The 23647-nt window shown below is 66.3% G+C and carries 25 protein-coding genes; 8 read left to right on the top strand and 17 right to left on the bottom strand.

The features are described from left to right. Positions 1 to 209: 209 nt before the first annotated feature. Positions 210 to 536, bottom strand: coding sequence for an EthD family reductase (locus WT24_RS15115; protein ID WP_060034502.1), 327 nt, complete (start codon positions 534 to 536; stop codon positions 210 to 212). A 378-nt stretch (positions 537 to 914) separates the two neighbouring features. Here WT24_RS15115 and WT24_RS15110 point away from each other — a divergent pair, with 378 nt between their 5' ends. From WT24_RS15110 to WT24_RS15100, 3 genes are all read left to right on the top strand, one after another. Further along, positions 915 to 1406, top strand: coding sequence for a hypothetical protein (locus WT24_RS15110; protein WP_060034477.1), 492 nt, complete (start codon positions 915 to 917; stop codon positions 1404 to 1406). A 117-nt stretch (positions 1407 to 1523) separates the two neighbouring features. Then, complete coding sequence (gene mutS, locus WT24_RS15105; RefSeq protein ID WP_059790511.1) at positions 1524 to 4181, top strand: DNA mismatch repair protein MutS; 2658 nt, start codon at positions 1524 to 1526, stop codon at positions 4179 to 4181. Further along, positions 4162 to 5433 carry a hypothetical protein gene (locus tag WT24_RS15100; protein WP_179949352.1) on the top strand — a complete coding sequence of 424 codons (1272 nt, stop codon included), beginning with the start codon at positions 4162 to 4164 and terminating at the stop codon, positions 5431 to 5433. The genes mutS and WT24_RS15100 overlap by 20 nt, the downstream gene beginning before the upstream one ends. Here WT24_RS15100 and WT24_RS15095 read toward each other — a convergent pair. Beyond that, positions 5413 to 5955, bottom strand: coding sequence for a peptidylprolyl isomerase (locus WT24_RS15095; protein ID WP_034207726.1), 543 nt, complete (start codon positions 5953 to 5955; stop codon positions 5413 to 5415). The genes WT24_RS15100 and WT24_RS15095 overlap by 21 nt on opposite strands. A 32-nt stretch (positions 5956 to 5987) precedes the next feature. Here WT24_RS15095 and WT24_RS15090 point away from each other — a divergent pair, with 32 nt between their 5' ends. Beyond that, the gene (locus WT24_RS15090) at positions 5988 to 7208 is read left to right on the top strand and encodes a cupin domain-containing protein (protein ID WP_060034474.1); all 1221 of its coding nucleotides are present in this window, start codon (positions 5988 to 5990) and stop codon (positions 7206 to 7208) included. A 56-nt stretch (positions 7209 to 7264) separates the two neighbouring features. Then, a complete protein-coding gene (locus WT24_RS35785) occupies positions 7265 to 7510 on the top strand; it encodes a hypothetical protein (RefSeq protein WP_011657350.1) in 246 nt (81 codons plus the stop codon). Here the strand turns inward: WT24_RS35785 and WT24_RS34895 are convergent, their stop codons facing one another. The 11 genes from WT24_RS34895 to WT24_RS15040 form a co-directional block, all read right to left on the bottom strand. Then, a complete protein-coding gene (locus WT24_RS34895) occupies positions 7511 to 7714 on the bottom strand; it encodes a hypothetical protein (protein WP_006487056.1) in 204 nt (67 codons plus the stop codon). A 102-nt stretch (positions 7715 to 7816) separates the two neighbouring features. Then, positions 7817 to 8593, bottom strand: coding sequence for an MBL fold metallo-hydrolase (locus tag WT24_RS15085; protein WP_059505799.1), 777 nt, complete (start codon positions 8591 to 8593; stop codon positions 7817 to 7819). A 4-nt stretch (positions 8594 to 8597) separates the two neighbouring features. Beyond that, positions 8598 to 9743, bottom strand: a complete 1146-nt coding sequence (gene bamC, locus WT24_RS15080; RefSeq protein ID WP_059505797.1) for an outer membrane protein assembly factor BamC — start codon at positions 9741 to 9743, stop codon at positions 8598 to 8600. A 111-nt stretch (positions 9744 to 9854) separates the two neighbouring features. Then, positions 9855 to 10760, bottom strand: coding sequence for a 4-hydroxy-tetrahydrodipicolinate synthase (dapA, locus tag WT24_RS15075; RefSeq protein WP_059505795.1), 906 nt, complete (start codon positions 10758 to 10760; stop codon positions 9855 to 9857). 46 nt (positions 10761 to 10806) lie between these two features. After that, positions 10807 to 11409: a bifunctional 2-polyprenyl-6-hydroxyphenol methylase/3-demethylubiquinol 3-O-methyltransferase UbiG gene (locus WT24_RS15070; protein ID WP_060034471.1), complete on the bottom strand. Its 603-nt coding sequence runs from the start codon at positions 11407 to 11409 to the stop codon at positions 10807 to 10809. Between the two features lie 8 nt (positions 11410 to 11417). After that, on the bottom strand, positions 11418 to 12620 hold the full coding sequence (locus WT24_RS15065) for a tryptophan--tRNA ligase (protein WP_006487046.1): 1203 nt from the start codon (positions 12618 to 12620) through the stop codon (positions 11418 to 11420). Between the two features lie 8 nt (positions 12621 to 12628). Further along, positions 12629 to 13291, bottom strand: a complete 663-nt coding sequence (locus tag WT24_RS15060; protein ID WP_034207732.1) for a site-2 protease family protein — start codon at positions 13289 to 13291, stop codon at positions 12629 to 12631. Positions 13292 to 13338: 47 nt separating this feature from the next. Beyond that, complete coding sequence (locus WT24_RS15055) at positions 13339 to 13971, bottom strand: L-threonylcarbamoyladenylate synthase (RefSeq protein ID WP_006478414.1); 633 nt, start codon at positions 13969 to 13971, stop codon at positions 13339 to 13341. A 72-nt stretch (positions 13972 to 14043) separates the two neighbouring features. After that, the gene (locus WT24_RS15050; RefSeq protein ID WP_059506088.1) at positions 14044 to 14874 is read right to left on the bottom strand and encodes a 3',5'-nucleoside bisphosphate phosphatase; all 831 of its coding nucleotides are present in this window, start codon (positions 14872 to 14874) and stop codon (positions 14044 to 14046) included. A gap of 82 nt (positions 14875 to 14956) precedes the next feature. Next, positions 14957 to 15847 (bottom strand): alpha/beta fold hydrolase, encoded by an 891-nt coding sequence (locus tag WT24_RS15045; RefSeq protein WP_060034468.1) that lies wholly within the window; start codon positions 15845 to 15847, stop codon positions 14957 to 14959. Positions 15848 to 16027: 180 nt separating this feature from the next. Then, complete coding sequence (locus WT24_RS15040) at positions 16028 to 16885, bottom strand: ferritin-like domain-containing protein (protein ID WP_060034466.1); 858 nt, start codon at positions 16883 to 16885, stop codon at positions 16028 to 16030. Between the two features lie 143 nt (positions 16886 to 17028). Here WT24_RS15040 and WT24_RS15035 point away from each other — a divergent pair, with 143 nt between their 5' ends. From WT24_RS15035 to WT24_RS15025, 3 genes are all read left to right on the top strand, one after another. Continuing rightward, positions 17029 to 17553, top strand: a complete 525-nt coding sequence (locus WT24_RS15035; protein ID WP_059505788.1) for a gamma carbonic anhydrase family protein — start codon at positions 17029 to 17031, stop codon at positions 17551 to 17553. A gap of 25 nt (positions 17554 to 17578) precedes the next feature. Continuing rightward, complete coding sequence (gene hslO / locus WT24_RS15030; RefSeq protein WP_034207735.1) at positions 17579 to 18529, top strand: Hsp33 family molecular chaperone HslO; 951 nt, start codon at positions 17579 to 17581, stop codon at positions 18527 to 18529. Positions 18530 to 18666: 137 nt separating this feature from the next. Continuing rightward, positions 18667 to 19032, top strand: a complete 366-nt coding sequence (locus WT24_RS15025; protein ID WP_059790502.1) for a hypothetical protein — start codon at positions 18667 to 18669, stop codon at positions 19030 to 19032. A gap of 89 nt (positions 19033 to 19121) precedes the next feature. Here WT24_RS15025 and ftsB read toward each other — a convergent pair whose 3' ends face one another. From ftsB to WT24_RS15005, 4 genes are all read right to left on the bottom strand, one after another. Further along, the gene (gene ftsB, locus WT24_RS15020) at positions 19122 to 19547 is read right to left on the bottom strand and encodes a cell division protein FtsB (RefSeq protein WP_059505783.1); all 426 of its coding nucleotides are present in this window, start codon (positions 19545 to 19547) and stop codon (positions 19122 to 19124) included. Positions 19548 to 19628: 81 nt separating this feature from the next. Continuing rightward, positions 19629 to 20912: a phosphopyruvate hydratase gene (eno, locus tag WT24_RS15015; RefSeq protein ID WP_006478406.1), complete on the bottom strand. Its 1284-nt coding sequence runs from the start codon at positions 20910 to 20912 to the stop codon at positions 19629 to 19631. Positions 20913 to 21018: 106 nt separating this feature from the next. Continuing rightward, positions 21019 to 21873, bottom strand: coding sequence for a 3-deoxy-8-phosphooctulonate synthase (kdsA, locus tag WT24_RS15010; protein WP_060034463.1), 855 nt, complete (start codon positions 21871 to 21873; stop codon positions 21019 to 21021). After that, positions 21870 to 23528, bottom strand: a complete 1659-nt coding sequence (locus tag WT24_RS15005) for a CTP synthase (protein WP_059790498.1) — start codon at positions 23526 to 23528, stop codon at positions 21870 to 21872. The genes kdsA and WT24_RS15005 overlap by 4 nt, the downstream gene beginning before the upstream one ends. Positions 23529 to 23647 lie beyond the last annotated feature (119 nt).

Raw genomic sequence — 23647 nt, 5'->3', positions numbered from 1 at the left:
TATATCGATGTCTCAGCGTAGCACGCCGATCTTTTCGACACTGGCCCGAGTTTCAGTTTTGCGACGCGAATTGGTGTAAGTCCCGAGCGTATCGGCCAGTAGAAAGACCGATGGACCGGATGACGCAGCCTGCCAATCGTTTCACAGGTCATGGCGTTTTCCGGACGGATCTGATTCTGCCCGCTCGCCCCCAATGATCGGAACCTGGGTCAGGTTTCCGAACGCTCCACGACCACCTCGCTGATTTGCAGCACGGGTCGTATATCCGTGTAATTGGCGATGTCGGTCATGATCTCCTGCGCATGCGGATCGCGGGCTGCCTGGAAAGCTTCGAAGGAAGTGCAGACGAAGTCGCACTTGGCCACGTACACGGGATCCATGCCCGGCGCACCACCGGCGATTCCCTTGTCCACCGTGTAGTACAGGCATGCGGCGCCGAGGCGCTGTTTCACCATTGGCATATGCCGCTCGCGATAGTAAGCATGATCGAATCGCGCGCCTGCGGCGTACGGGTACATGACACTGACTTTGATCATCGGGTTCTCCTGTTGCTCCAAGGTAATCGACGCGGCGGCGCGCGCAAGACGAAATCGAGTCGCCGATACAGGCGCGGGGAAAGTCCTTCGGAATCGGCGCACGCATTGATCTGATTGTAGGCACCGGTGAACCCGTCTTGCCAGTTCGGTGGCGCGGGGTATCCAACGATGCGGGAGCAGTCCGGCGACGTCGGACGCCGTGTGGGTCGGCAGTCGCATGAGCACGTCTATCACATGGCAGCCGATCGCCATCGCCGACGACCGCCCGAATGGCGAACTGCGAGCGGTCCCGTTTGGACCGCTGGTAAACTCGTGCAACCGAAAGCAACTTTCCCGGTTACATGAGCGCTCGACTCTGACCTATCCGCCCCCACCATCATGCTCACTGCCTTCGAACTCGCTGGTTTTATTGCGGCGCATGCCGTCTGGTGTGTCTCCGACGCAGATGGCTTTATCCCTATCGCAGCATTTCAGACGGACGACGGTCAGCGGAAAATCGAGCGGCTGGTGTTCGACGATGCAGGCGAAGCAGTCGAGCAAGGCCGAAAGCGTCTCGAGAGCAATCCGTCCAACGCAAGCGACGGCGTGCTGGCGTACGACGGCCGGCTCGCGACTCCCGATGGCAAAAAGCTCGATGCGATCGTTCTGGAAGCGCGGTCCTACGCTTTCCCGTCGGCAAGGGCAGCCATTGCGGTCGCATACACGCCGAAGAGCACCGGCAACTTCCGTGTACACAAGCCCAAACTCGTCTTGTGGGACAAGTGTGGCGACTTCGATATGAGCGCCGCCATCGAGTCGTTCTTCAACGGCGTTGCCTCGCACGAGCGGGGCGCGAAGGTCTGGAACGACGCGCTGGACGAGAGCAAGTAGGCATCGCCCGCTGCCGCTCGCCATCTCCCGCACCTGGCCAAACGGCGAACTTCGCGCGTGGACGTCGAAGCCACTGGTAAACTCGGGCAACCCAAGCAACAACTTCATGCCTGACCTATGACCACGCTGTCGCCCGAGGCCTTTGCCGGCCATACCCCCATGATGCAGCAGTACCTGCGCATCAAGGCCGATCATCCGGACACGCTCGTCTTCTACCGGATGGGCGACTTCTACGAACTGTTCTTCGAGGATGCGGAAAAAGCGGCACGCCTGCTCGACCTGACCCTCACGCAGCGCGGCGCGTCGGCCGGCACGCCGATCAAGATGGCCGGCGTCCCGCATCACGCGGTCGAGCAGTATCTGGCGAAGCTCGTGAAGATGGGCGAATCGGTCGCGATCTGCGAGCAGATCGGCGATCCGGCCACGTCGAAAGGCCCGGTCGAGCGCAAGGTCGTACGCGTCGTCACGCCCGGCACGCTGACCGATGCCGCGCTGCTGTCCGACAAGAACGACGTCTACCTGCTCGCGATGTGCACCGGCCACAACAAGCGCGGCGTCGCGGTCAATATCGGCCTCGCGTGGCTGAACCTCGCAAGCGGCGCATTGCGGCTCGCCGAAATCGAGCCCGAACAGCTTGCCGCCGCGCTCGAACGCATCCGGCCAGCCGAAATCCTGACGCCGGACGGTGCAACCGACGCCATTCCCGCCGGCGCGGGCGCAAGCAAGCGCGTGCCGGCCTGGCACTTCGACATCGCGTCGGGCACGCAGCGCCTGTGCGACCAGCTCGACGTCGCGAGCCTCGACGGTTTCGGCGCGCATTCGCTGACGAGCGCATGCGGCGCGGCCGGCGCGCTGCTGCTCTACGCAGCGGCCACACAAGGCCAGCAACTGCGGCACGTGCGCAGCCTGAAGGTCGAGAACGAAACCGAATACATCGGCCTCGATCCGGCCACGCGCCGCAACCTCGAACTGACCGAGACGCTGCGCGGCACCGAGTCGCCTACGCTGTATTCGCTGCTCGACACCTGCTGCACGACGATGGGCAGCCGCCTGCTGCGCCACTGGCTGCATCATCCGCCGCGCGCCTCGGTTGCCGCGCAGTCGCGCCAGCAGGCGATCGGCGCGCTGCTCGATGCACCGGCCAACGCGAGCCTCGATGCGTTGCGCAGCGCGCTGCGCCAGATCGCCGACGTCGAACGGATCACCGGTCGTCTCGCGCTGCTGTCCGCGCGCCCTCGCGACCTGTCGAGCCTGCGCGACACGTTCGCCGCGCTGCCGGCGCTGCGCGAGCGCATCGGCGCGATCGTCGCGAACGCGGATGCGCTCGCGCGCGTCGACGCGGCGCTCGCGCCGCCCGCCGAATGCCTCGACCTGCTGACGAGCGCGATCGCCACCGAGCCGGCCGCGATGGTGCGCGACGGCGGCGTGATCGCGCGCGGCTACGATGCCGAGCTCGACGAGCTGCGCGACATTTCCGAGAACTGCGGGCAGTTCCTGATCGATCTCGAAGCGCGCGAGCGAGCGCGCACCGGCATCGCGAACCTGCGCGTCGAATACAACAAGGTGCACGGCTTCTACATCGAGGTCACGCGCGGCCAGACCGACAAGGTGCCCGACGATTACCGCCGCCGCCAGACGCTGAAGAACGCCGAGCGCTACATCACGCCGGAACTGAAGACCTTCGAGGACAAGGCGCTGTCCGCACAGGAGCGCGCGTTGGCACGCGAGCGCGCGCTGTACGACTCGGTGTTGCAGGCGCTGCTGCCGTTCATCCCCGAGTGCCAGCGCGTCGCATCGGCCCTCGCCGAACTCGACCTGCTGGCCGCGTTCGCCGAACGTGCGCGCGCGCTCGACTGGGTCGCGCCGACCTTCACTGACGAGATCGGCATCGAAATCGAGCAGGGGCGCCATCCGGTCGTCGAAGCGCAGGTCGAGCAGTTCATCGCGAACGACTGCCGGTTCGGCGTCGATCGCAAGCTGCTGCTGATCACCGGGCCGAACATGGGCGGTAAGTCCACGTTCATGCGGCAGACCGCGCTGATCGCGCTGATGGCGTACGTCGGCAGCTACGTGCCGGCGAAATCGGCGTGCTTCGGCCCGATCGACCGGATCTTCACGCGCATCGGCGCGGCTGACGATCTCGCGGGCGGCCGCTCGACGTTCATGGTCGAGATGACCGAAGCCGCGGCGATCCTCAACGACGCGACGCCGCAAAGCCTCGTGCTGATGGACGAGATCGGCCGCGGCACGTCGACCTTCGACGGCCTCGCGCTGGCCTGGGCCATCGCGCGCCACCTGCTGGCGCACAACGCGTGCTACACGCTGTTCGCGACGCACTACTTCGAGCTGACGCAACTGCCGGCCGAATTCCCGCAGGCGGCCAACGTCCACCTGTCGGCGGTCGAGCACGGCCACGGAATCGTATTCCTGCACGCGGTCAACGAAGGCCCGGCGAACCAGAGCTACGGCCTTCAGGTCGCACAGCTCGCGGGCGTCCCGGCGCCCGTGATCCGCGCCGCGCGTAAGCACCTAGCGTATCTCGAACAGCAGTCGGCCTCCCAGCACACGCCGCAGCTCGACCTCTTCAGCGCGCCGCCGGCGGCCATCGACGATCTCGAATGCGCGGACGCGCCGGCGCTGCCCGACGCGCCGCACCCGGCGCTCGAAAAGCTGCGCGACATCGATCCTGACGATCTCAAGCCGCGCGAGGCGCTCGACCTGCTGTACGAGTTGCGCACGCTGGTCCGGTCGCACGATGCCGACGGGCACGCGTAAGCGCATCTCGCGGCGCCTGCCGGCCCGCGCCGCCGCCGCGCTCGCCGCGACACTGCTTGCGCTGGCGCAGGCCGGTGCGCTGGCCGCGCCGCCCAAGCGCAGCGCCGCGCCCTACTCGTTCGCGGTCGTGTCGGGCGTCATCAACGGGCCGGCGGACGAACCGGCCGCGCAGCGGCTGCTCGATGCGATCGCACGCGAGCGCAATCTCGCGTTCGTGGTCTACGCGGGCGACCTCAAAGGCCCGAAGGAAGCATGCCGCGACACGCTGTATTCGCAGCGCGGCGCGATCCTGGATTCGGCGCGCATGCCGCTCGTGTTCATTCCCGGCCACGACGACTGGATCGCATGCAACACCGCGGCCGGCGGCGGTTACGATCCGGTCGAGCGGCTCGATTTCCTGCGACAGACCCTGCTCGCCGAGTCGGCGCTGCCCGACCCCGGTGCGCTGCAGATTACACGGGAGAGCGAAGTCGCGCGGTTCCGGCCATATCGCGAGAACGCACGCTGGATGCGCGACGACATCGTCTACGTCGCACTCAATGCGCCGGCGCCGAACAACCATTATTTGACGGCGGGCGGCCGCAACGGCGAATTCGAGGACCGCATCATCGCAAACGGCTTCTGGATCGACCACGCCGCCGAATATGCGAAGCGGCGCGAAGCCCGCGCGATGGTGGTGATTTTCGAGGGCGATCCGCAGTTCGAACGCTACGAACGCTCGGAGCGCTTCGCGTGGCTGCGTTTCAATCGGCCGCGCGTGCGCGACGGCTTCCGTGAACTGAAACGAACGCTGGTGAAGGCGGCGGCGACGTTCCGCGGCCCGATACTGGTGATGCACGCGAGCGGCGAACCGCTGGCGAACGGCTTTCTGATCGACCGTCCGCTGCATGCCGACGACGGTGAGTTGGTAGGAAACGTGACGCGCGTCGCGATCGGACCGCGCCACCCGGCGAACCAGTGGGTCAAGGTGACCGTATCGCCCGCGCGGCAGACGATCTTCAACGTGAGCCTGCAGGAGGTGCCGAAGAACCTGCCGGTGCCGCCCACGCTGCCGCTCGTGCCGCGCGACGACGTGCCGCTGCCGCAGATGCCGGAAATCCCCGCGCTGCCGGCGCTGCCCGACGCGTCGTCGGTCGCGCCGCCGTTGCAGGGCGACGGCGCCGCACCGGGCGGCGCGTCGTCGCCGGCACCGCCCCCCGGATCAGGGCCGGCGCCGGGCCTGCCGGCAAGCTCAGTGCAGCGTACGCCCTGACGGCGCTTCGCCGTCCTCGTCGTCATCCTCGTCGACGATCTCGAGCCCTTCCGCGCCATGCGCGTGCTCGTGCTCGATTTCGTCTTCGGTGGCTTCGCGAACGTCCTTCACGGTCAGCGCGAAACGCAGCGCCATGCCCGCCAGCGGGTGATTGCCGTCGAGCACGACCTTGTCTTCGGCGATATCGGTGACCGTATAGATCAGCGAATCGACTTCCTCGTCGGCGTCTTCCGGCGTGCCTTCGAACTGCATGCCCACTTCGAGCGGCTCGGGAAAACGATCGCGCGGCTCGATCTTCACGAGTTCGGGATCGTAGTCGCCGAACGCGTCCTCCGGCTCGAGCTGGATCTGCGCCTGGTAGCCCGCCTCGTGGCCGTCGAGCTGTTCCTCGATCTTGGGGAACGTGCCATCATAGCCGCCGTGCAGATAGACCATCGGCTCGTCGCTTTCCTCGATCAGATTGCCCTGTGCGTCCGACAGCTTGTAAGTGACCGATACGACGGTGTTTTTTGCGATTTTCATCCAATTCTCCCAAGTACAAGTCCCATTATACGATGCGCAACCGGTCTCAAGCCGAACCGCGGGATGCCGCTGCCGCCCCGCTCGGCGCGCCGCCCTCCGATCTTCCCACGCCGCTGCTCGGCGGCCTCACGCCGGCGCAATTCATGCGCGGCTACTGGCAGAAAAAACCGCTGCTGATCCGCCAGGCGATTCCCGGCGTCGCGTCGCCGGTCACGCGCGACGCATTGTTCGAGCTCGCCGCCGACTATGACGCGGAATCGCGATTGATCACCCATTTTCGTAACAAGTGGCAACTGGCGCACGGTCCGTTCGAGCCCGACTCGCTGCCTGCGGTGACGCGCAAATCCTGGACCTTGCTCGTGCAGGGGCTCGACCTGCACGTCGACGCGGCCCGCGCGTTGCTCGACCGCTTCCGCTTCATCCCCGATGCGCGACTGGACGACCTGATGATCTCGTATGCGACGGACGGCGGCGGTGTCGGCCCGCACTTCGATTCATACGACGTATTCCTGCTGCAGGTCGAAGGCCGGCGTCGCTGGCGGGTCGGCGCGCAGAAGGATCTGTCGCTGCAGCCGGACGTGCCGCTGAAGATTCTCGAGAACTTCGAGCCGAGCGACGAATGGGTGCTGGAGCCCGGCGACATGCTGTACCTGCCGCCGCACATCGCGCACGACGGCGTCGCCGAAGGCGAGTGCATGACCTGCTCGATCGGCTTCCGGGCCCCGTCCGCCGGCGAGTTGGGCGCCCAGTTCCTGTACTACCTCGCGGAGCGTGGCGGCCTGCGCGACGCGGGCGGCGGCGACCTCTACCGCGATCCGAAGCAGCCGGCCGTCGACGTACCCGCGCAACTGCCACCGGCCATGGTCGAACGTGTCGCCGAGATCGTCGACGCGATCCGCTGGCGCAAGCGCGACGTCGCCGAATTCCTCGGCTGCTATCTGAGCGAGCCCAAACCGAACGTCGTTTTCGACCCGCCCGAGCGTCCGCTGTCCGAGGCCGCGTTCGTCACGCAAGCGTCACGCCGTGGCGTGCGTCTCGACAGAAGGGCCGCATTGATGTATAACGCGCGCTCGTACTTCATTAATGGCGAGGAAGGGTCGCTCGAGCAAGCCGATGAATGGCTGCCCGAACTGGCCAATCAACGCCAGATGGAGGCGAAACGGTTTGTAACACTATCCCGGGTTCCGTCGATGACAGCTTTGTTGCACGAGTGGTATCGTGCGGGCTGGATACGGGTCGGAAGCCGGAATTAGTGTGAGTCGCCCCGTATGCCCGTACAGATCAAATTCTGTATGGGAAAGACAACGTATTGACCCCGCATTTGTCGACGGTCGATAGGAAAGTGCATATAATTTCCGCCCAAGCCGTAGGGAAGATTCACGCTCTAGAAGTGCGTCTCCACCAGCGGCCCAGGTCGGTGTTGGAGCACATTACCGGTATTGTTTCGCGCTGTTGCTTACCTTTAACCATAAAAGGACGTGATCATGAAGAAATCCCTCCTCGTAGCTTCCCTGTTGGCTGCTGTTGCACTGGCTGCTTGCAACAAGAGCGCTGATCAAGCTGCTTCGTCGGCTGCAAGCGACGCGGCTGCTGCTGCTTCGTCGGCTGCTTCGGCAGTTGCTGGTGCTGCGAGCGACGCTTCGGCTGCTGCTTCGTCGGCAACGGCTGCTGCGAGCGACGCTGCTGCTGCAGTGGCGTCGGCTGCTTCGGCAGCGACGGCTGCTCCGGCTTCGGGCGCAAGCCAGTAAGCCTTCAGCATCAGCTGAAAAAAACCGGCCCGAGGGCCGGTTTTTTTACGTCTGCCGCTTTCGAATCGAGCGCCCGGCAGCCGCCTGGAGCCGCCGCAGCGGCCCCGCCCCCCTCATCCGAGCATCAGCCAGTCGAAGCCCGCGTCCTGCGAGGCCACGATCACGTCTTCCCCGTCCGTCCCGAGCACGCCGCCGAACGCCTGGCGGGCCAGTTCCGGCAGGTTGTTCTGCTGGCTCAGATGGGCCGCGACCAGATGCTGGAGACGGCTACGTTCGAGCGACGCGAGGATGTCGGCCGCCGCGTCGTTGCTCAGATGGCCGTGGTTGCCGCCGATCCGCGCCTTCAGCGACTGCGGATAGCGGCTGGCAGCCAGCATTGCGGTATCGTGGTTGGATTCGAGCACCAGCGCGTCACAGCCGCTCAGGACGGCCGTGATGTGCGGCGTGGCCATCCCGACGTCCGTCAGCACGCCGAGCCGGCGGTTTCCGTCCGTGAAGACGAACTGGAGCGGTTCCCGCGCATCGTGGGGGACCGTATAGGGCATCACGGCCAGATCGCGTATCGCGGCCGTCTCGTCGCCCCACAGCACGTGGAGATCGACATCGGCCTCGTCCGCGCCGACCGCGCGCGCGGTGCCCCAGCTCATGTAGAGCGGCAGCGACGCACGGCGTGCGAGCGTCAGCGCACTGCCGACATGGTCGCTATGTTCGTGGGTAATGAGGATCGCATCGAGATCGGCGATGCAGAGATTCAGTCGGCCGAGCCGGCGCTCGACCTCCTTGGCGGAAAAGCCGCAGTCGAGCAGCACGCGGGTGGTCGTCGTGCCGCTCGTGGCCTCGACGACCAGCGCGTTGCCCTCGCTGCCGCTTCCGAGGCTGGCGAATCGCACGCGCTCAGTTCAGTTGCGCGTGCAGCAGCGAGATGAGCCGCTGCGCGTCCGACGAGTTGTCGACCTGGCCGTCCGCGCCGACCACGGCGACCTGCGTACCGCCATTGCCCTGCGCGCGCACGTTGATCAGATATTCCTTGCCGGGCTTGGCCGCCGACGGGCCGCCGTAGAACAGCTTGCCGAACAGGCCGTCACGCTTGAGCTCTTCCATCGAGTTCGCGTAGCGCACGGTGTAGACACCCTTCTCGCGGTCGCGATTGTCGACCGTGAAGTTGGTCCGGTCGAGCGCCAGGCCCACGCGCAGCCACGCGCGGTCGAACGACTCGGCCAGTTGCAGCGTCGCCGCACCGCCGCTCGTGTCGGCGACCTGCGCCGGCGCCGTCGCGGGGCGCGCATCGGTCAGCAGCTGCTTCGCCTGCGCGTCGGTCAGGCCGAACTTCTGCATCAGCTTCGACAGGAACACGGCTTCGAGCACGGGGTTGCGCGGACGCTCTTCCCAGCGCGACGACGTGCCGCCCTGCGGGCCGACCATCATTTCCTCCATCGCGCTATGCGTGATCGAGATGTCGGTGTTGCCGTCCGGCGTACGGTTCACGAGCGTGCGGAAGCGGTCGCGCGTACCCGACGAATAGGCGAAATCGATGACCTTGCCGATCGTGCGGCGGAACCAGTCGTCCGGAATGTTCGCGCGGTTCTCGGCCCAGTCGGTGGCCATGATGCCCGTCGACGGCGCATCGGTCTTCAGCGAGAAGCCGTTCTCCTGCCAGAACTCCTTCAGGATCGGCCACAGCTGCTCGGGCGTCCGGCCGTCGACGACGAGCCAGCGGCGATCGCCGTCGCGCTCGATGTGCATGCCGAGCGGATCCTGCGCGCTCGGGATGCCGTCGGTCGCGTTGCCGGCCTGCGTCGTGGCTCGCGGCGGCAGCGTGCCGAGCCCGGCATTGGTCGGCGGCGCGACGAACTGCTGCGTCGTCGGCACCGGCTTCAGGTCGCTCGGCACCGCGAGCGGCGGCGCCGAACCCGTGTTCTTGTAGTTGACCCGGTCAGGGGCCAGGTAGTCGTTCAGCGTATCGCAGCCAGCGAGCGCGCCCAGCGCCAGCGCCATCACCGACAACTGGATGGCACGAGAGGAAAAGGCGAAACGTTTCATGAAATCCTTCGTCTTGCTAGAACGCTCGTCAGGAGCGGCGCCGGACGGAGCCGGCCGGTGCGGGTTGATCAGGGGTCGAGCCGGCGGCCGCAGGACGCGGCCACCTCGGCATCAGGCGAGAACGCCGGCCTCGACGAGGGCCGAACGCACGGCATCGTGGCAGCGCTCGTCGAGCGCCGTGAGCGGCAGCCGAATGCCGCCCTGCATCTTGCCCATCGCCTGCAGCGCCCACTTCACCGGGATCGGGTTCGCTTCGATGAACAGGTTCTTGTGCAGCGACAGCAGCTTCATGTGCAGCGTGCGGGCCGTCTGCACGTCGCCGGCCAGCGCCGCGCGGCACAGCTCGCTCATCGCGCGCGGCGCGACGTTCGCGGTCACCGAGATGTTGCCGTGGCCGCCGAGCAGCATCAGCGCGATCGCGGTCGGATCGTCGCCGCTGTAGATCGCGAAATGCTTCGGCGCGGCCTTGATCAGGTGGGCTGCGCGATCGATGTTGCCGGTCGCTTCCTTCACGCCGATGATGCCCGGCACCTGCGCGAGGCGCAGCGTCGTCTCGTGCGCCATGTCCGCGACCGTACGGCCCGGCACGTTGTACAGGATCACCGGCAGGTCGACCGCTTCGGCGATCGTCCGGAAATGGCGGTACATGCCTTCCTGCGTCGGCTTGTTGTAGTACGGCACGACCTGCAGCGTCGCGTCCGCGCCGACCGCCTTCGCGTGCTTCGTCAGCTCGATCGCCTCCGCGGTCGAATTGCCGCCCGCGCCCGCGATGATCGGGATGCGTTTGGCCGCATGCTCGACCGCCGTACGAATCATCAGGATGTGCTCTTCGACGCTGAGCGTTGCCGACTCGCCGCTCGTACCGACGACGACGAGCGCATCGGTGCCTTCCGCGATGTGCCAGTCGATCAGTTTGCGAAACGCCGGCAGGTCGAGACTGCCGTCTTCGAGCATCGGGGTGACGATCGCGGGGATGCTGCCGCGGATTTGAATGCCGTCTTGGGTGCCGTTAGCCATGAAACGCGATTGATTGTGTACCGGTAAACATTGAGATTGTAGCGGATTAGCCGGGCAGTTCGTAACGTGGAATTCCCGCCCCCGCCGTCGGGGTCGCGCCCTCGCGCACTGCGCAAAGACGCTGGACGAACGCCTCGCGCGGCGCGGCGACGAAACCGTCCTCGTACGCGACCACCCGCAGATGGCCGCGCACGGCATCCAGCAACTCGCCCGGGGCGACCAGGAACGCGGGGTTGGACGGCTTTCCGACCGTTTCGTTTCCTTGCGCGAAGGTTTCGTAGATCAGCACGCCGCCCGGCGCCACGGCAGCGAGCAGATGGGGCCAGAGCGGGCGATGCAGATAGTTCGTGACGATCACGGCCACAAACCGCTCGCTGGCCGGCAGCGGCCATGGCGCGCCTTCGAGATCGGCCGCGCGGGCGGCGACACCGGGAATCCCGCGCAACGCGGCCAGCGCGGCCGGATCGCGGTCGAGCGCGACGACCGGATGCCCGCGCGACGCGAACCAGCGCGCATGGCGGCCGCCGCCCGCCGCGACGTCGAGCACCGCCCCGCCGGCCGGCACGAGCCGCGCCCATTGCGCAACCCAGCGCGACGGCTCGGCCTGGCCGACGTGGCCGCCCGCGGCGGCGATGACGGACTCGCTCATGCGCCGGATCAGTTGTACGACAGGCCCATCGCGTCGCGCACGTCGCGCATCGTTTCCGTCGCGTACTTGCGCGCCTTGTCGCAACCGTCCGCGACGATCGCACGCAACAGCGACGGGTCGTCCATGTACTTCTGCGCACGCTCGAGCATCGGCTGCTGTTCGCGCAGGATGCCTTCGACGACCGGCTGCTTGCAGTCGAGACAGCCGATACCCGCCGAGCGGCAGCCCTTCTGCACCCATTCGTGCGTCGCTTCGTCCGTATAGACCTGGTGAAGCTGCCACACCGGGCACTTGTCGGGATCGCCCGGATCGGTGCGGCGCACGCGTGCGGGATCGGTCGGCATCGTGCGCACCTTCTTCGTGATCGTCTCGGCGTCTTCACGCAGGCCGATCGTGTTGCCGTACGACTTGGACATCTTCTGCCCGTCGAGGCCCGGCATCCGCGACGCTTCGGTCAGCAGCGCCTGCGGCTCGACCAGGATGATCTTGCGTGCGCCTTCGAGATAGCCGAACAGGCGCTCGCGGTCGCTCATCGACAGGCTTTGCGATTCCTGCAGCATCGCGCGCGCCTGTTCGAGCGCCTCGTCGTCGCCTTCCTGCTGATACGCGTTACGCAACTCGTGATAGAGCTTCGCGCGCTTGCCGCCGAGCTTCTTCGCGGCTTCGAGCGCCTTCTCCTCGAAACCGGGCTCGCGGCCGTACAGGTAGTTGAAGCGGCGCGCGATCTCGCGCGTCATCTCGACGTGCGGCACCTGATCTTCGCCGACCGGCACGAGCGAGCCGCGATACAGCAGGATGTCGGCGGCCATCAGCACCGGGTAGCCGAGGAAGCCGTAGGTGGACAGATCCTTGTCCTTCAGCTTCTCCATCTGCTCCTTGTAGGTCGGCACGCGTTCGAGCCAGCCGAGCGGCGTGCTCATGCCGAGCAGCAGCGCGAGTTCCGCATGCTCGGGCACCTTGCTCTGGATGAACAGCGTCGCCTGCGCCGGGTCGATGCCGGACGCGAGCCAGTCGATCAGCACGTCCCACACGTTCTTCTCGATGACCTCGGGCGTCTCGTAGTGCGTCGTCAGCGCATGCCAGTCGACGACGCAGAAGAAGCACGGGTACTCGGACTGCAGCTTCACCCAGTTTTTCAGCACGCCGTGGTAATGACCGAGGTGCAGCGACCCGGTGGGTCGCATGCCGGAGAAAATACGTTCTGGGAACATGATTGTCGTTAGAAAAGCGAGGCGAAGGGAGACAGGACGGCGCTCAGCACGGCGTAGCCGACATTGACGAGCGGACGCAGCCAGAAGTTCGTCAGCACGCCCGTCGTGACGAGCACGAGGACGATGATGAAACCGTACGGCTCGATGCGCGACAGCGCGATCGATTGCCTGGTCGGCAGCAGCGCCGCCAGGATGCGGCCGCCGTCGAGCGGCGGCAGCGGAAACAGGTTCAGCACGCCGAGCACGAGGTTCGCGCTGACGCCCGCGAACGCCATCCGCGTGAAGAACGGCTCGTCGATGCCGACGGCCGGCAGCACGAGGGTCAGCAGGCCCCAGACCAGCGCCTGCACGAAGTTGCAGGCCGGCCCCGCGAGCGCGACCCACAAGCTGCCCCAGCGCGGATTGCGCAGGTTGCCGAACGACACCGGCACCGGCTTCGCATAGCCGAACAGGAACGCGCCGCCGGTCAGGAAGTACATCGCGAGCGGAATCGCGATCGTGCCGAGCGGGTCGATGTGGCGCATCGGATTGAACGACACGCGCCCCATCGCGTAGGCGGTGTTGTCGCCGAGCAGCCGCGCGGCGTAACCATGCGCGGCCTCGTGCAGCGTGATCGCGAAGATCACGGGCAGCGCGTAGACGGCGATGGTCTGTATCAGGGAAGCATCCATATCGCGTTATTGTAACAAGCGCACTCGCGCAAAAATGGCACGGCGCGTCATGCGGCCGAAAGCCCGAACGGTTCGAGCGCGCCGCGCCCCGCGCGGACGAGTTCGGGCGCATCGCCGGTCAGGTCGATCACCGTCGACGGTTCGCGCGGACACGCACCGCCGTCGATCACGAGGTCGACCTGCTTCTCGAGCCGCGTGCGGATTTCCTCGGGATCGTTCAGCGGTTCGTCGTCCGGCGGCAGGATCAGCGTCGTGCCGAGCAGCGGCTGGCCAAGCGACTCCAGCAGCGCGAGCGTGATCGCGTGATCGGGCACGCGCAACCCGATCGTCTTGCGCGACGGGTGCGACAGCCGGCGCGGCACCTCCTTCGTCGCCTGCAGAATGAACACGTACGGGCCCGGCGTCACCGACTTGATCTGCCGGTACTGGCGGTTGTCGACCATCGCGAAGTTGGCAAGCTCCGACAGGTCGCGCACGAGCAGCGACAGATGCTGCTTCTCGTCGAGGCCGCGAATCCGGCGCACGCGCTCGACCGCATCCTTGTCGTCGAGATGGCACGCGAGCGCATAGCTCGAATCGGTCGGCATCGCGATCACGCCGCCCTTGCTGACGATCTCCACCGCCTGCTTGATCAGGCGCGGCTGCGGATTATCCGGATGAATCCTGAAGAACTGGGACATGGGGACACGTAAAGAGGGAGAAGTCGGATGCGCGTATCGGCGACAACGCGGGCGGCCCGAAGCCGCCCGGCGTCAGAGCCAGCGCTCCCAGACCGGCGTCAGGTCGGGCGGCAACGGCGGCAGGTCGCCGAGCTCGATGCGGCCCTCGCCCGGCGCGTGGAAATCCGAGCCGCGCGACACTTCGAAGCCGAAGCGGCGCGCGACGTCCGCGTATTCGCGGTACTGGTCGGGCGTGTGACTGCCCGTGACGACCTCGATCGCGCGACCGCCGAGATCGATGAACTCGCCGAAGAACGCGTCGAATTCGACCGGCGTATAGCGATAACGGCCCGGATGCGCGACCACCGCTTCGCCGCCCGCCGCGCGGATCCAGCCGATCGCGTCGGACAGGGACGCCCAGCGATGCGGGACGAAGCCGGGCTTGCCGTCGCCGAGCAGGCGGTCGAACACGTCGGTCGTCGATTCGGCGTGGCCGTTCTCGACGAGAAAGCGCGCGAAGTGCGTGCGCGAGATCAGGTCGGGATTCGATACGTATTTCAGCGCGCCTTCGTACGCGCCGGGTATGCCGAGCGTCGCGAGCTGCTCCGCGATCGCCAGCGCGCGCGCCGCGCGGCCGTGGCGGGTGCGGTACAGGCCGTCGACCAGCGCCGGATGGGCGGGATCGATGTGCAGACCGACGATGTGTACGGTGCGCGAAGCCCACGTGACCGAAATCTCCACGCCGCTCAGATAGCGCATGCCGAGCGCTTCCGCCTCGCTGCGCGCCGCCGCCTGCCCGCCGATCTCGTCGTGGTCGGTCAGCGCCCACAGGGTCACGCCGCCCGCATGCGCGCGGCGCGCGACATCGGCAGGTGACAGCAACCCGTCGGAAACATTGGAATGGCAGTGGAGATCGGCGTTCATTGTCGGCATGGCAGGTAAGGCCTCATTCTACTGCAACGCGGCAATTGCGCCGCCCGCCTGCCGTGCCGGCGCCGCCACGCGCCTACGCGCAGAACGCCTCGATCAGCGACGCGATCTGCTCGGGCTGGTCGTGATGCACCATGTGGCCGGCATCCTCGACGAGCTTCTCGCGCCAGTCGGAGAATGCGTCGAAGCGTGCCTTGAATTCGGGCAGCGGGATGTCGCCTGCGAGGTGCGCGAGCGTCGGCGAATTGACGGCCTCGACGTGCAGCACCTTCGCGCGCACCTGCTTCCAGATGGCCATCACTTCGTCGAGCCGGTACAGCAGCGGGCCCGGGATCTTGTGCGCCGGGTCGGCCAGCAGGTGGTAGAGGCCGTCGTCGCCGCGTTTCGACCAGTGTTCGGCGAGAAACGCGGCGCGGCGCGGGTCGAGTCGCGGATTGGTCTTGATCAGGCGCGCCGCCACATCGTCGAGGCACGCGTACGGCCGTAGCGCGGGCGGCTCGCGCAGCTCGTCGAGCCAGCCGCGCAGCCGGCGCGGCGCCTGTTCGGCGCGGGCCGGCGCGAGCCCGAACCCTTCGAGGTCGACCACGCGCCGCACCCGTTCCGGCCGCGCGCCGGCATACAGGCACACGACGTTCGCGCCCATGCTGTGGCCGACCAGATTGACCTCGCCGCTCGGCGCATAGCGGTCGACGAGCGCATCGAGGTCGCCCAGGTACTCGTGGAACCAGTAGTGACCGCCGCCCTGCCGCGCGACCGGCCAGTCGGACAGCCCGAAGCCGCGCGCGTCGGGCGCGATCACCTGCCAATCGCCCGCGAGCGCATCGACGACGAACTGGAACGACGCAGCGACGTCCATCCACCCGTGCAGCATGAACAGCGTCGGCGCATCGGGCCGGCCCCAGCGCCGCACATGCAGCTGGACGCCGCGCACCGTGACGAAATCGGAAACAGAATTCGACGCACTCATTGCAGCCGCCCGAAAAAAGAATGGTCGTTCGATTATAGCGGCGACACTCCGGTTCCGGCCGCCGGTAATCGAGGTATCGCTCTAGCGGCAAGGTCGTCCCAGGGCCCGCGGGCAGCACGCCGTCGATCAGGCGCGCGAGCGGGCGGGCGGCCACCGAGGACGCAACCGAGCGTGATCCGGCTAAGGCGTGGGGCGTCCGTCCGCCGCGTCCTGCGCGGCCAGTTCGTCGAGTTCGGCTTGCTCGAAGCCCGCGTCGCGTCGCGCATCGAAATTGAACGGGCCACGCAGCCGCGGCGCGTGGTATTGCTCGGCGAGCTGCCGATAAGTCGGCACGGGATCGCGGCCGGCTGCGTCGCACAAATGCCGGAACCAGCGGTTGCCGATCGCGACGTGGCCGATTTCGTCGCGCAGGATCACGTCGAGGATCGCGGCCGACGCATCGTCGCCCGCCTGCACGAGCCGTGCGCGGATCGGCGGCGACGCGTCGAGCCCGCGGGCCTCGAGCGTCCGCGGCACGAGCGCCATGCGCGCCAGCACGTCGTCCCGGGTCCGCTCGCACATCTCCCACAGCCCGTTGTGCGCGGGAAAATCGCCGTATGCGTGCCCGAATGCCGCGAGCCGGTCGGACAGCAGCGTGAAGTGGTAGGCCTCCTCGGCCGCGACCTTCAGCCAATCCGCGTAGAACGCGTCCGGCAGGCCCGCGAAGCGCCAGACCGCGTCGAGCGCGAGGTTGATCGCATTGAACTCGATGTGGGCGAGCGCGTGCAGCAGCACGGCGCGCCCTTCCGGCGACCGCATGCTGCGCCGCTCGAGCTGGCGCGGCTCGACGAGCGGCGGCCGCGCCGGACGGCCGGGCAGATCGGCCGGTTCACGCAGTCGAAGCGCCGGCGCGATCGCGGCCTGCCCGGCCCGCAGCGCATCGTGCAGCGCGCGCACCTGCGCGGCCTTGGCCGTCGGCTCGGCAACACGCAGCGCATCGAGCGCCACGCTGCGCACACAGGTCGGCACCTGGCCGAAAGAAGAAGACACGATGCTCATAAAACGGGGCACCTTGCGTACGCATCGCGGGAGCACAAGCACGCGACGGTTTACAATATGCGTTTGTTCCGCGGCGCCATGCGCCGGGCAAACCGGACGCGCCATTCTACCGGCGCCCGTCATCGAAGAGACAAGGAGACTCCGTGACGATCTACAAGCTGGGCGAGACGGCCCCGACGATCCACGAAAGCGTATTCGTCGCCGATACGGCGGCCATCATCGGCAAGGTCGTGCTCGAGGAAAACGCGAGCGTGTGGTTCGGCGCGACGATTCGCGGCGACAACGAGACGATTACGGTCGGCGTCGGCAGCAACGTCCAGGAAGGGGCGGTCCTGCATACCGACCCGGGCTTTCCGCTGACGATTGCCGAGAACGTGACGATCGGGCACCAGGCCATGCTGCACGGCTGCACGATCGGTGAAGGCTCGCTGATCGGGATTCAGGCGGTGGTCTTGAATGGAGCGGTCATCGGCCGCAACTGTCTGGTCGGTGCCGGCGCGGTCGTGACGGAAGGCAAGACGTTCCCGGACAACTCGCTGATTCTCGGCGCACCGGCGAAAGTCGTGCGCGAGCTGTCGGACGAAGACGTCGCGCGGCTGCGCGCGAACGCGAAGACGTATGTCGAGCGACGCGCGCATTTCAAGGAGCAACTCGTGCGGATCGGGTGATTCGCACGGATTTCAAGGAAGAAGAGTGAGCGACCAGTTACAGAAATTCATGTTCAATGCGGCGCCCGTGCGCGGCGAGATCGTTTCGCTGCGCAACACGTGGCAGGAAGTACTCGCCCGCCGCGACTACCCTGCCCCCGTGCGCACGGTACTCGGCGAAATGATGGCCGCGTGCGCGCTGCTGTCCGCGAACCTGAAATTTCACGGCACCCTGATCATGCAGATCTTCGGCGACGGGCCGGTCCAGATGCTGGTCGTCCAGTGCGGGTCCGATCTGTCGATGCGGGCCACCGCGAAGTTCTCGGGTGACGCCGCGCAGACGATCGGCGACGACACGCGTTTCGCGGCGCTCGTCAATGCGAGCGGTCACGGCCGCTGCGTGATCACGCTCGACCCGGCCGACAAGCTGCCGGGCCAGCAGCCGTATCAGGGCATCGTGCCGCTGAACGGCGTCGACGGCCCGCTCGAATCGGTGTCGCAGGTACTCGAGCACTACATGCATCACTCGGAGCAGCTCGACACGCGGCTGTGGCTCGCGGCCGATCGCGACCGCGCAGTCGGCATGCTGCTGCAGAAGCTGCCGGGCGACGGCGGCATCGTGCCGCGCAACGCCGAAACCGATATCGACACGTGGGAGCGCGTGTGCACGCTCGGCGGCACGCTGTCCGCGAAGGAACTGCTCGAGGTCGAACCGGAAGTCGTGTTCCGCCGGCTGTTCTGGCAGGAAAACGTGCAGCACTTCGAACCGGCCGGCACGCGCTTCCAGTGTTCGTGCTCGCGCGAGAAGGTCGGTGCGATGCTTCGCATGCTCGGTCGCGAAGAAGTCGACAGCGTGATCGTCGAGCGCGGCCACGTCGAGATCCACTGCGAGTTCTGCAACCAGCGCTACGAGTTCGATCCGGTCGACGTCGCGCAACTGTTCGCGGCGCCCGGTGTCGAAACCGGCATCGCGCCGGCGACCGACCAGCGTCACTGAGCCGCGCGCCCGTGCCCGCCACCGGCGCGGCACGGGCGCATAATGACGCACGAGCGCCGCATGCGCGGCTCGGGCGCCGGAGGCCCGGCCTTTCGTGCCAGCCGCTTTCCACGGTCGGCGCGCCGCAGGAGAAACACATGAATCGCCCCCGCCGCTTTTGCACCATCCGCACCATCGTCCTGACGGGCATGGCCGCCGGCACGCTCGCGCTTGCCGGCTGCGCGATGCCGCCGCCGACTTCCACGATTCTGAGCCGCCTGCCCGAACCGGGCGCGTCGGGTGGCCAGCCGCCCGTGCTGTCGAGCGCCGAACGCAAGCGCTACGACGAGATCGATCAACAGGTCCTGCGCGAGCAGAACAGCGCGATGGCAGCCGAAGCGGCCGCGCGCGCGTGGGCCTATTACTCGCCGCCGCCCGTGACGGTCTACGGCGGGTATTACGGCGGTTGGGGCAATCGCTGGGGCACGGGCATCAGTTACGGCTACCCGGGCTGGTGGTGGTGAGCTCGCATCGCCCGACCGATTGATCACTGGCAGGAAATAAAAAAGCGCGGCATTTCCCGCGCTTTTTCAATGGATTCGACGTATCGCGCTCAGTGATGCGCCGCCTTGCCCTTGTCGCCGCCATGATGGCGCGACGGCTTCGCGATCGACTGCGGATTCGGCACGACCCGCACGGGCGCCGCGGACACGGTACCGCGCGTCGACGTATTCGACGGCGTGTTGTTCGGCGGCCCGGCCGGCGCATTCGGCGACACGAACTGCACGAATACTTCGCCGTCCTTCACCATGCCCATCTCGTAGCGCGCACGCTCCTCGATCGCCGCGGTGCCGCTCTGCAGGTCCTGCACTTCGCCGGCGGTGCGCTCGTTGCGCAGCTTCTCGTCCGCGTTCTTCTGAAGTTGGTCGTCGAGCTGCTGACGCAGTTCGTGCACCCGCAGCCAGCCGCCGTGTCCCCACCATAGGGGGTACTGAATGAGCGCCAGCAAGGCAATCAGGACGACAGTGACAAGCCGCATGTAAGAGACGCAGATATAAGAAGCGCCGCTCCGCGCACAGGCACAGAGCGGCGTCGAGATGACGAACCCGATAGTAGCGCGTTAGCGCAGGTTATAGAAAGCCGATTTGCCCGGGTAGCTCGCGATGTCGCCGAGATCTTCCTCGATGCGCAGCAACTGGTTGTACTTCGAGATGCGGTCGCTGCGCGACAGCGAACCCGTCTTGATCTGACCGGCGTTCAGGCCGACCGCGATGTCCGCGATCGTCGAATCTTCCGTTTCGCCCGAGCGGTGCGAGATCACGGCCGTGTAGCCCGCGCGCTTCGCCATTTCGATCGCCGCGAACGTTTCGGTCAGCGTACCGATCTGGTTGATCTTGATGAGGATCGAGTTTGCGATGCCCTTCTCGATGCCTTCCTTCAGGATGCGCGTGTTCGTGACGAACAGGTCGTCGCCGACGAGCTGCACCTTCTTGCCGAGGCGGTCGGTCAAGAGCTTCCAGCCGTCCCAGTCGCTTTCATGCATGCCGTCCTCGATCGACACGATCGGGAACTTGTCGGCGAGCGTCGCGAGGTAGTCGGTGAATTCGGCCGACGACAGTTGCAGGCCTTCGCCCGCGAGCTGGTATTTGCCGTCGTGGTAGAACTCGGATGCCGCGCAGTCGAGCGCGAGCAGCACATCTTCGCCCGCACGGTAGCCGGCCTTCTCGATCGCCTGCAGGATCGTCGACAGGCACTCGTCGTTGCTGCCGAAGTTCGGTGCGAAACCGCCTTCGTCGCCGACGGCCGTGCTCATGCCGCGGTCGCTCAGGATCTTCTTCAGCGCGTGGAACACTTCCGCGCCGCAACGCAGCGCTTCACGGAACGTCGGCTGGCTGACCGGGACGATCATGAATTCCTGGATGTCCAGGCTGTTGTTCGCGTGCGCGCCGCCGTTGACGATGTTCATCATCGGCACCGGCAGTTGCATCGCGCCCGAGCCGCCGAAGTAGCGGTACAGCGGCAGGCCGGCTTCTTCGGCTGCTGCCTTCGCGACGGCCATCGACACGGCCAGCATCGCGTTCGCGCCGAGGCGCGACTTGTTGTCGGTGCCGTCCAGTTCGAGCAGCGTCTTGTCGAGGAACGCCTGTTCCGACGCGTCGAGGCCCATGATGGCTTCGGAGATTTCGGTGTTGATGTGCTCGACCGCCTTCAGCACGCCCTTGCCGTTGTAGCGGCCGGCTTCGCCGTCGCGCAGTTCGATCGCTTCACGCGAGCCGGTGGACGCGCCCGACGGCACCGCCGCGCGGCCCATCGTGCCCGATTCGAGCAGCACGTCGCATTCGACGGTGGGGTTGCCGCGCGAATCCAGAATCTCGCGGCCGATGATATCTACGATTGCACTCATGGGTTTCCTCTGAGAATGACGATGGATTCTTCAAACTGCGACGGCGTGCGGGCCGGAACCGCTTTCGCTACAGACGCGCAAAGCCGTCGCAAGGTTCATTCGATCTTTAATTGAAATCGTTTTCCAGGAACGGGTTGCGCTTCACCGTCTGGTCGAGCGTGACGAGCGTCTCCAGCAACGCACCCATCCGGTTCAGCGGCACCGCGTTCGGGCCGTCCGACTTCGCCTCGGCCGGATTCGGATGCGTTTCCATGAAAAGGCCCGCGACGCCCGTCGCGACCGCCGCACGTGCGAGCACCGGCACGAATTCGCGCTGGCCGCCCGAGTTCGTGCCCTGGCCGCCCGGCAACTGCACCGAGTGGGTCGCATCGAACACGACCGGCGCGTTCGTCTCGCGCATGATCGCGAGCGAACGCATGTCCGACACGAGATTGTTGTAGCCGAACGAGACGCCGCGCTCGCACGCCATGAAACGGTCTTCCGACAGACCGGCTTCACGTGCCGCGTCGCGCGCCTTGTCGATCACGTTCTTCATGTCGTGCGGTGCGAGGAACTGGCCCTTCTTGATGTTGACGGGCTTGCCCGAGCGCGCGCATGCATGGATGAAATCGGTCTGACGGCACAGGAACGCGGGCGTCTGCAGCACGTCGACGACCGACGCGACCTGCTCGATCTCGTCGATCGAATGCACGTCCGTCAGCACCGGCAGGCCGAGCTGGCGCTTCACCTCGGACAGGATCCGCAGGCCCTCGTCCATTCCGAGGCCGCGAAACGATTTGCCCGAGCTGCGGTTTGCCTTGTCGTAGGACGACTTGTAGATGAACGGAACGTTCAGCTTCTCGCAGATCTCCTTCAGGCGGCCGGCCGTGTCGATCGTCATTTGCTCCGATTCGACGACGCAGGTACCCGCGATCAGGAAGAAAGGCTTGTCGAGACCGACCTCGAAATCGCACAGCTTCATGCTTGCACTCCGCGCGCTTGCTTGTTGGCGAGCGCGGCTTCGACGAACGACTTGAACAGCGGATGACCGTCACGCGGCGTGGACGTGAATTCCGGGTGGAACTGGACGCCGACGAACCACGGGTGCATCGAGCGCGGCAGCTCCATCATTTCCGGCAGATCCTCGCTCGGGGTACGGGCGCTGATGATAAGGCCGCCGGCTTCGAGCTGGGGCACGAAGCGGTTATTGACTTCATAACGGTGGCGATGGCGCTCGTTCACGTCCTTGCCGTAGATTTCTTCCGCCATCGTGCCCGGCTTGATCGGGCAGCGCTGCGAACCCAGGCGCATCGTGCCGCCGAGGTCGGATTCCTCGGTGCGCGTCTCGACCTTGCCTTCGCGGTCGTACCATTCGGTGATCAGCGCGACCACGCGCTCCGGCGTGTCCGGATCGAATTCCGTGCTGTTCGCCTGCTTCAGGCCGACGACGTCGCGCGCGAATTCGATCACCGCGAGCTGCATGCCGAGGCAGATGCCGAGGTACGGCACCTTCGACTCGCGCGCATAGCGGACCGCCGCGATCTTGCCTTCCGTGCCGCGACGGCCGAAACCGCCCGGCACCAGCACGGCGTCGAGATGCTTCAGGCTGTCGACACCGTTCGCCTCGAGCTCTTCCGAATCGATGTACTCGATGTTGACCTTGGTCGACGTGTGGATCGACGCATGGCGCAGCGCCTCGATCAGCGACTTGTACGACTCGGTCAGGTCGACGTACTTGCCGACCATGCCGATCGTCACTTCGTGCTTCGGGTTCTCGAGCTTTTCGACGAGCGTCGACCACATGCTCAGGTCGGCGTCCTTCGGCGACAGCTTCAGCTCTTCGCAGATGATCCGGTCGAGGCCCTGGTCGTGCAGCATCTGCGGAATCTTGTAGATGCTGTCGGCGTCCCACACCGAGATCACGGCGTCTTCGGGCACGTTCGAGAACATCGAGATCTTCTTCGATTCGTCGTCGGGAATGCGGCGATCCGCACGGCACAGCAGCACGTGCGGCAGGATGCCGATCTCGCGCAGCTTCTGCACGCTGTGCTGGGTCGGCTTCGTCTTCAGCTCGCCGGCCGTCGCGACGTACGGCACGAGCGTCAGGTGCACGAAGCACGCGCTGTTGCGGCCGAGGCGCAGGCTCATCTGGCGCGCGGCCTCGAGGAACGGCAGCGATTCGATGTCGCCGACCGTGCCGCCGATCTCGACGATCGCGACGTCCGGCTCGCCGCAGGTGGCCGATGCCGCCCCGCGCTCGATGAACGCCTGGATTTCGTTCGTGATGTGCGGAATCACCTGCACGGTCTTGCCGAGATAGTCGCCGCGGCGTTCCTTGCGGATCACCGATTCGTAGATCTGGCCGGTCGTGAAGTTGTTGGCCTTGCGCATCTTCGTGCTGATGAAGCGCTCATAGTGGCCGAGGTCGAGGTCGGTCTCCGCTCCGTCTTCCGTCACGAATACTTCGCCGTGCTGAAACGGGCTCATCGTGCCGGGGTCGACGTTGATGTAGGGATCGAGTTTGAGGAGGGTGACTTTCAGACCGCGCGATTCGAGGATCGCGGCGAGAGAGGCGGCGGCAATACCCTTGCCGAGGGAAGAAACTACGCCGCCGGTGACGAAAACATATTTGGTCATCGCTGGATGCTCGCGGGAAAAACGGATTATACCGTAAAGCCCGCCCTTCTCTCAGCAATTGACGCGATGATCGCGCCCTTTCGTGCCGAGCCGCACCAACCGTGCGCGCCGGTGCGAAC

The organism is Burkholderia sp. MSMB1078WGS (assembly GCF_001528895.1).
Lineage (GTDB): Bacteria > Pseudomonadota > Gammaproteobacteria > Burkholderiales > Burkholderiaceae > Burkholderia.
Note: the sequence above shows the minus strand (reverse complement) of the source record. Positions and strands in the feature narration are given on the sequence as shown.

What these genes read in the sequence shown, in the direction of transcription:
- WT24_RS15065 (WP_006487046.1), bottom strand. Translation starts at nt 12,620, where the DNA reads ATGTTCCCAGAACGTATTTTCTCCGGCATGCGACCCACCGGGTCGCTG.
- WT24_RS15060 (WP_034207732.1), bottom strand. Translation starts at nt 13,291, where the DNA reads ATGGATGCTTCCCTGATACAGACCATCGCCGTCTACGCGCTGCCCGTG.
- WT24_RS15090 (WP_060034474.1), top strand. Translation starts at nt 5,988, where the DNA reads ATGCGCAACCGGTCTCAAGCCGAACCGCGGGATGCCGCTGCCGCCCCG.
- WT24_RS15040 (WP_060034466.1), bottom strand. Translation starts at nt 16,885, where the DNA reads ATGAGCATCGTGTCTTCTTCTTTCGGCCAGGTGCCGACCTGTGTGCGC.
- WT24_RS15025 (WP_059790502.1), top strand. Translation starts at nt 18,667, where the DNA reads ATGAATCGCCCCCGCCGCTTTTGCACCATCCGCACCATCGTCCTGACG.
- WT24_RS15110 (WP_060034477.1), top strand. Translation starts at nt 915, where the DNA reads ATGCTCACTGCCTTCGAACTCGCTGGTTTTATTGCGGCGCATGCCGTC.
- ftsB (WP_059505783.1), bottom strand. Translation starts at nt 19,547, where the DNA reads ATGCGGCTTGTCACTGTCGTCCTGATTGCCTTGCTGGCGCTCATTCAG.
- eno (WP_006478406.1), bottom strand. Translation starts at nt 20,912, where the DNA reads ATGAGTGCAATCGTAGATATCATCGGCCGCGAGATTCTGGATTCGCGC.
- WT24_RS34895 (WP_006487056.1), bottom strand. Translation starts at nt 7,714, where the DNA reads ATGCTGAAGGCTTACTGGCTTGCGCCCGAAGCCGGAGCAGCCGTCGCT.
- mutS (WP_059790511.1), top strand. Translation starts at nt 1,524, where the DNA reads ATGACCACGCTGTCGCCCGAGGCCTTTGCCGGCCATACCCCCATGATG.
- WT24_RS15050 (WP_059506088.1), bottom strand. Translation starts at nt 14,874, where the DNA reads ATGAACGCCGATCTCCACTGCCATTCCAATGTTTCCGACGGGTTGCTG.
- WT24_RS15070 (WP_060034471.1), bottom strand. Translation starts at nt 11,409, where the DNA reads ATGAGCGAGTCCGTCATCGCCGCCGCGGGCGGCCACGTCGGCCAGGCC.
- WT24_RS15005 (WP_059790498.1), bottom strand. Translation starts at nt 23,528, where the DNA reads ATGACCAAATATGTTTTCGTCACCGGCGGCGTAGTTTCTTCCCTCGGC.
- bamC (WP_059505797.1), bottom strand. Translation starts at nt 9,743, where the DNA reads ATGAAACGTTTCGCCTTTTCCTCTCGTGCCATCCAGTTGTCGGTGATG.
- dapA (WP_059505795.1), bottom strand. Translation starts at nt 10,760, where the DNA reads ATGGCTAACGGCACCCAAGACGGCATTCAAATCCGCGGCAGCATCCCC.
- WT24_RS15100 (WP_179949352.1), top strand. Translation starts at nt 4,162, where the DNA reads ATGCCGACGGGCACGCGTAAGCGCATCTCGCGGCGCCTGCCGGCCCGC.
- WT24_RS15115 (WP_060034502.1), bottom strand. Translation starts at nt 536, where the DNA reads ATGATCAAAGTCAGTGTCATGTACCCGTACGCCGCAGGCGCGCGATTC.
- WT24_RS15055 (WP_006478414.1), bottom strand. Translation starts at nt 13,971, where the DNA reads ATGTCCCAGTTCTTCAGGATTCATCCGGATAATCCGCAGCCGCGCCTG.
- kdsA (WP_060034463.1), bottom strand. Translation starts at nt 21,873, where the DNA reads ATGAAGCTGTGCGATTTCGAGGTCGGTCTCGACAAGCCTTTCTTCCTG.
- WT24_RS15095 (WP_034207726.1), bottom strand. Translation starts at nt 5,955, where the DNA reads ATGAAAATCGCAAAAAACACCGTCGTATCGGTCACTTACAAGCTGTCG.
- WT24_RS15045 (WP_060034468.1), bottom strand. Translation starts at nt 15,847, where the DNA reads ATGAGTGCGTCGAATTCTGTTTCCGATTTCGTCACGGTGCGCGGCGTC.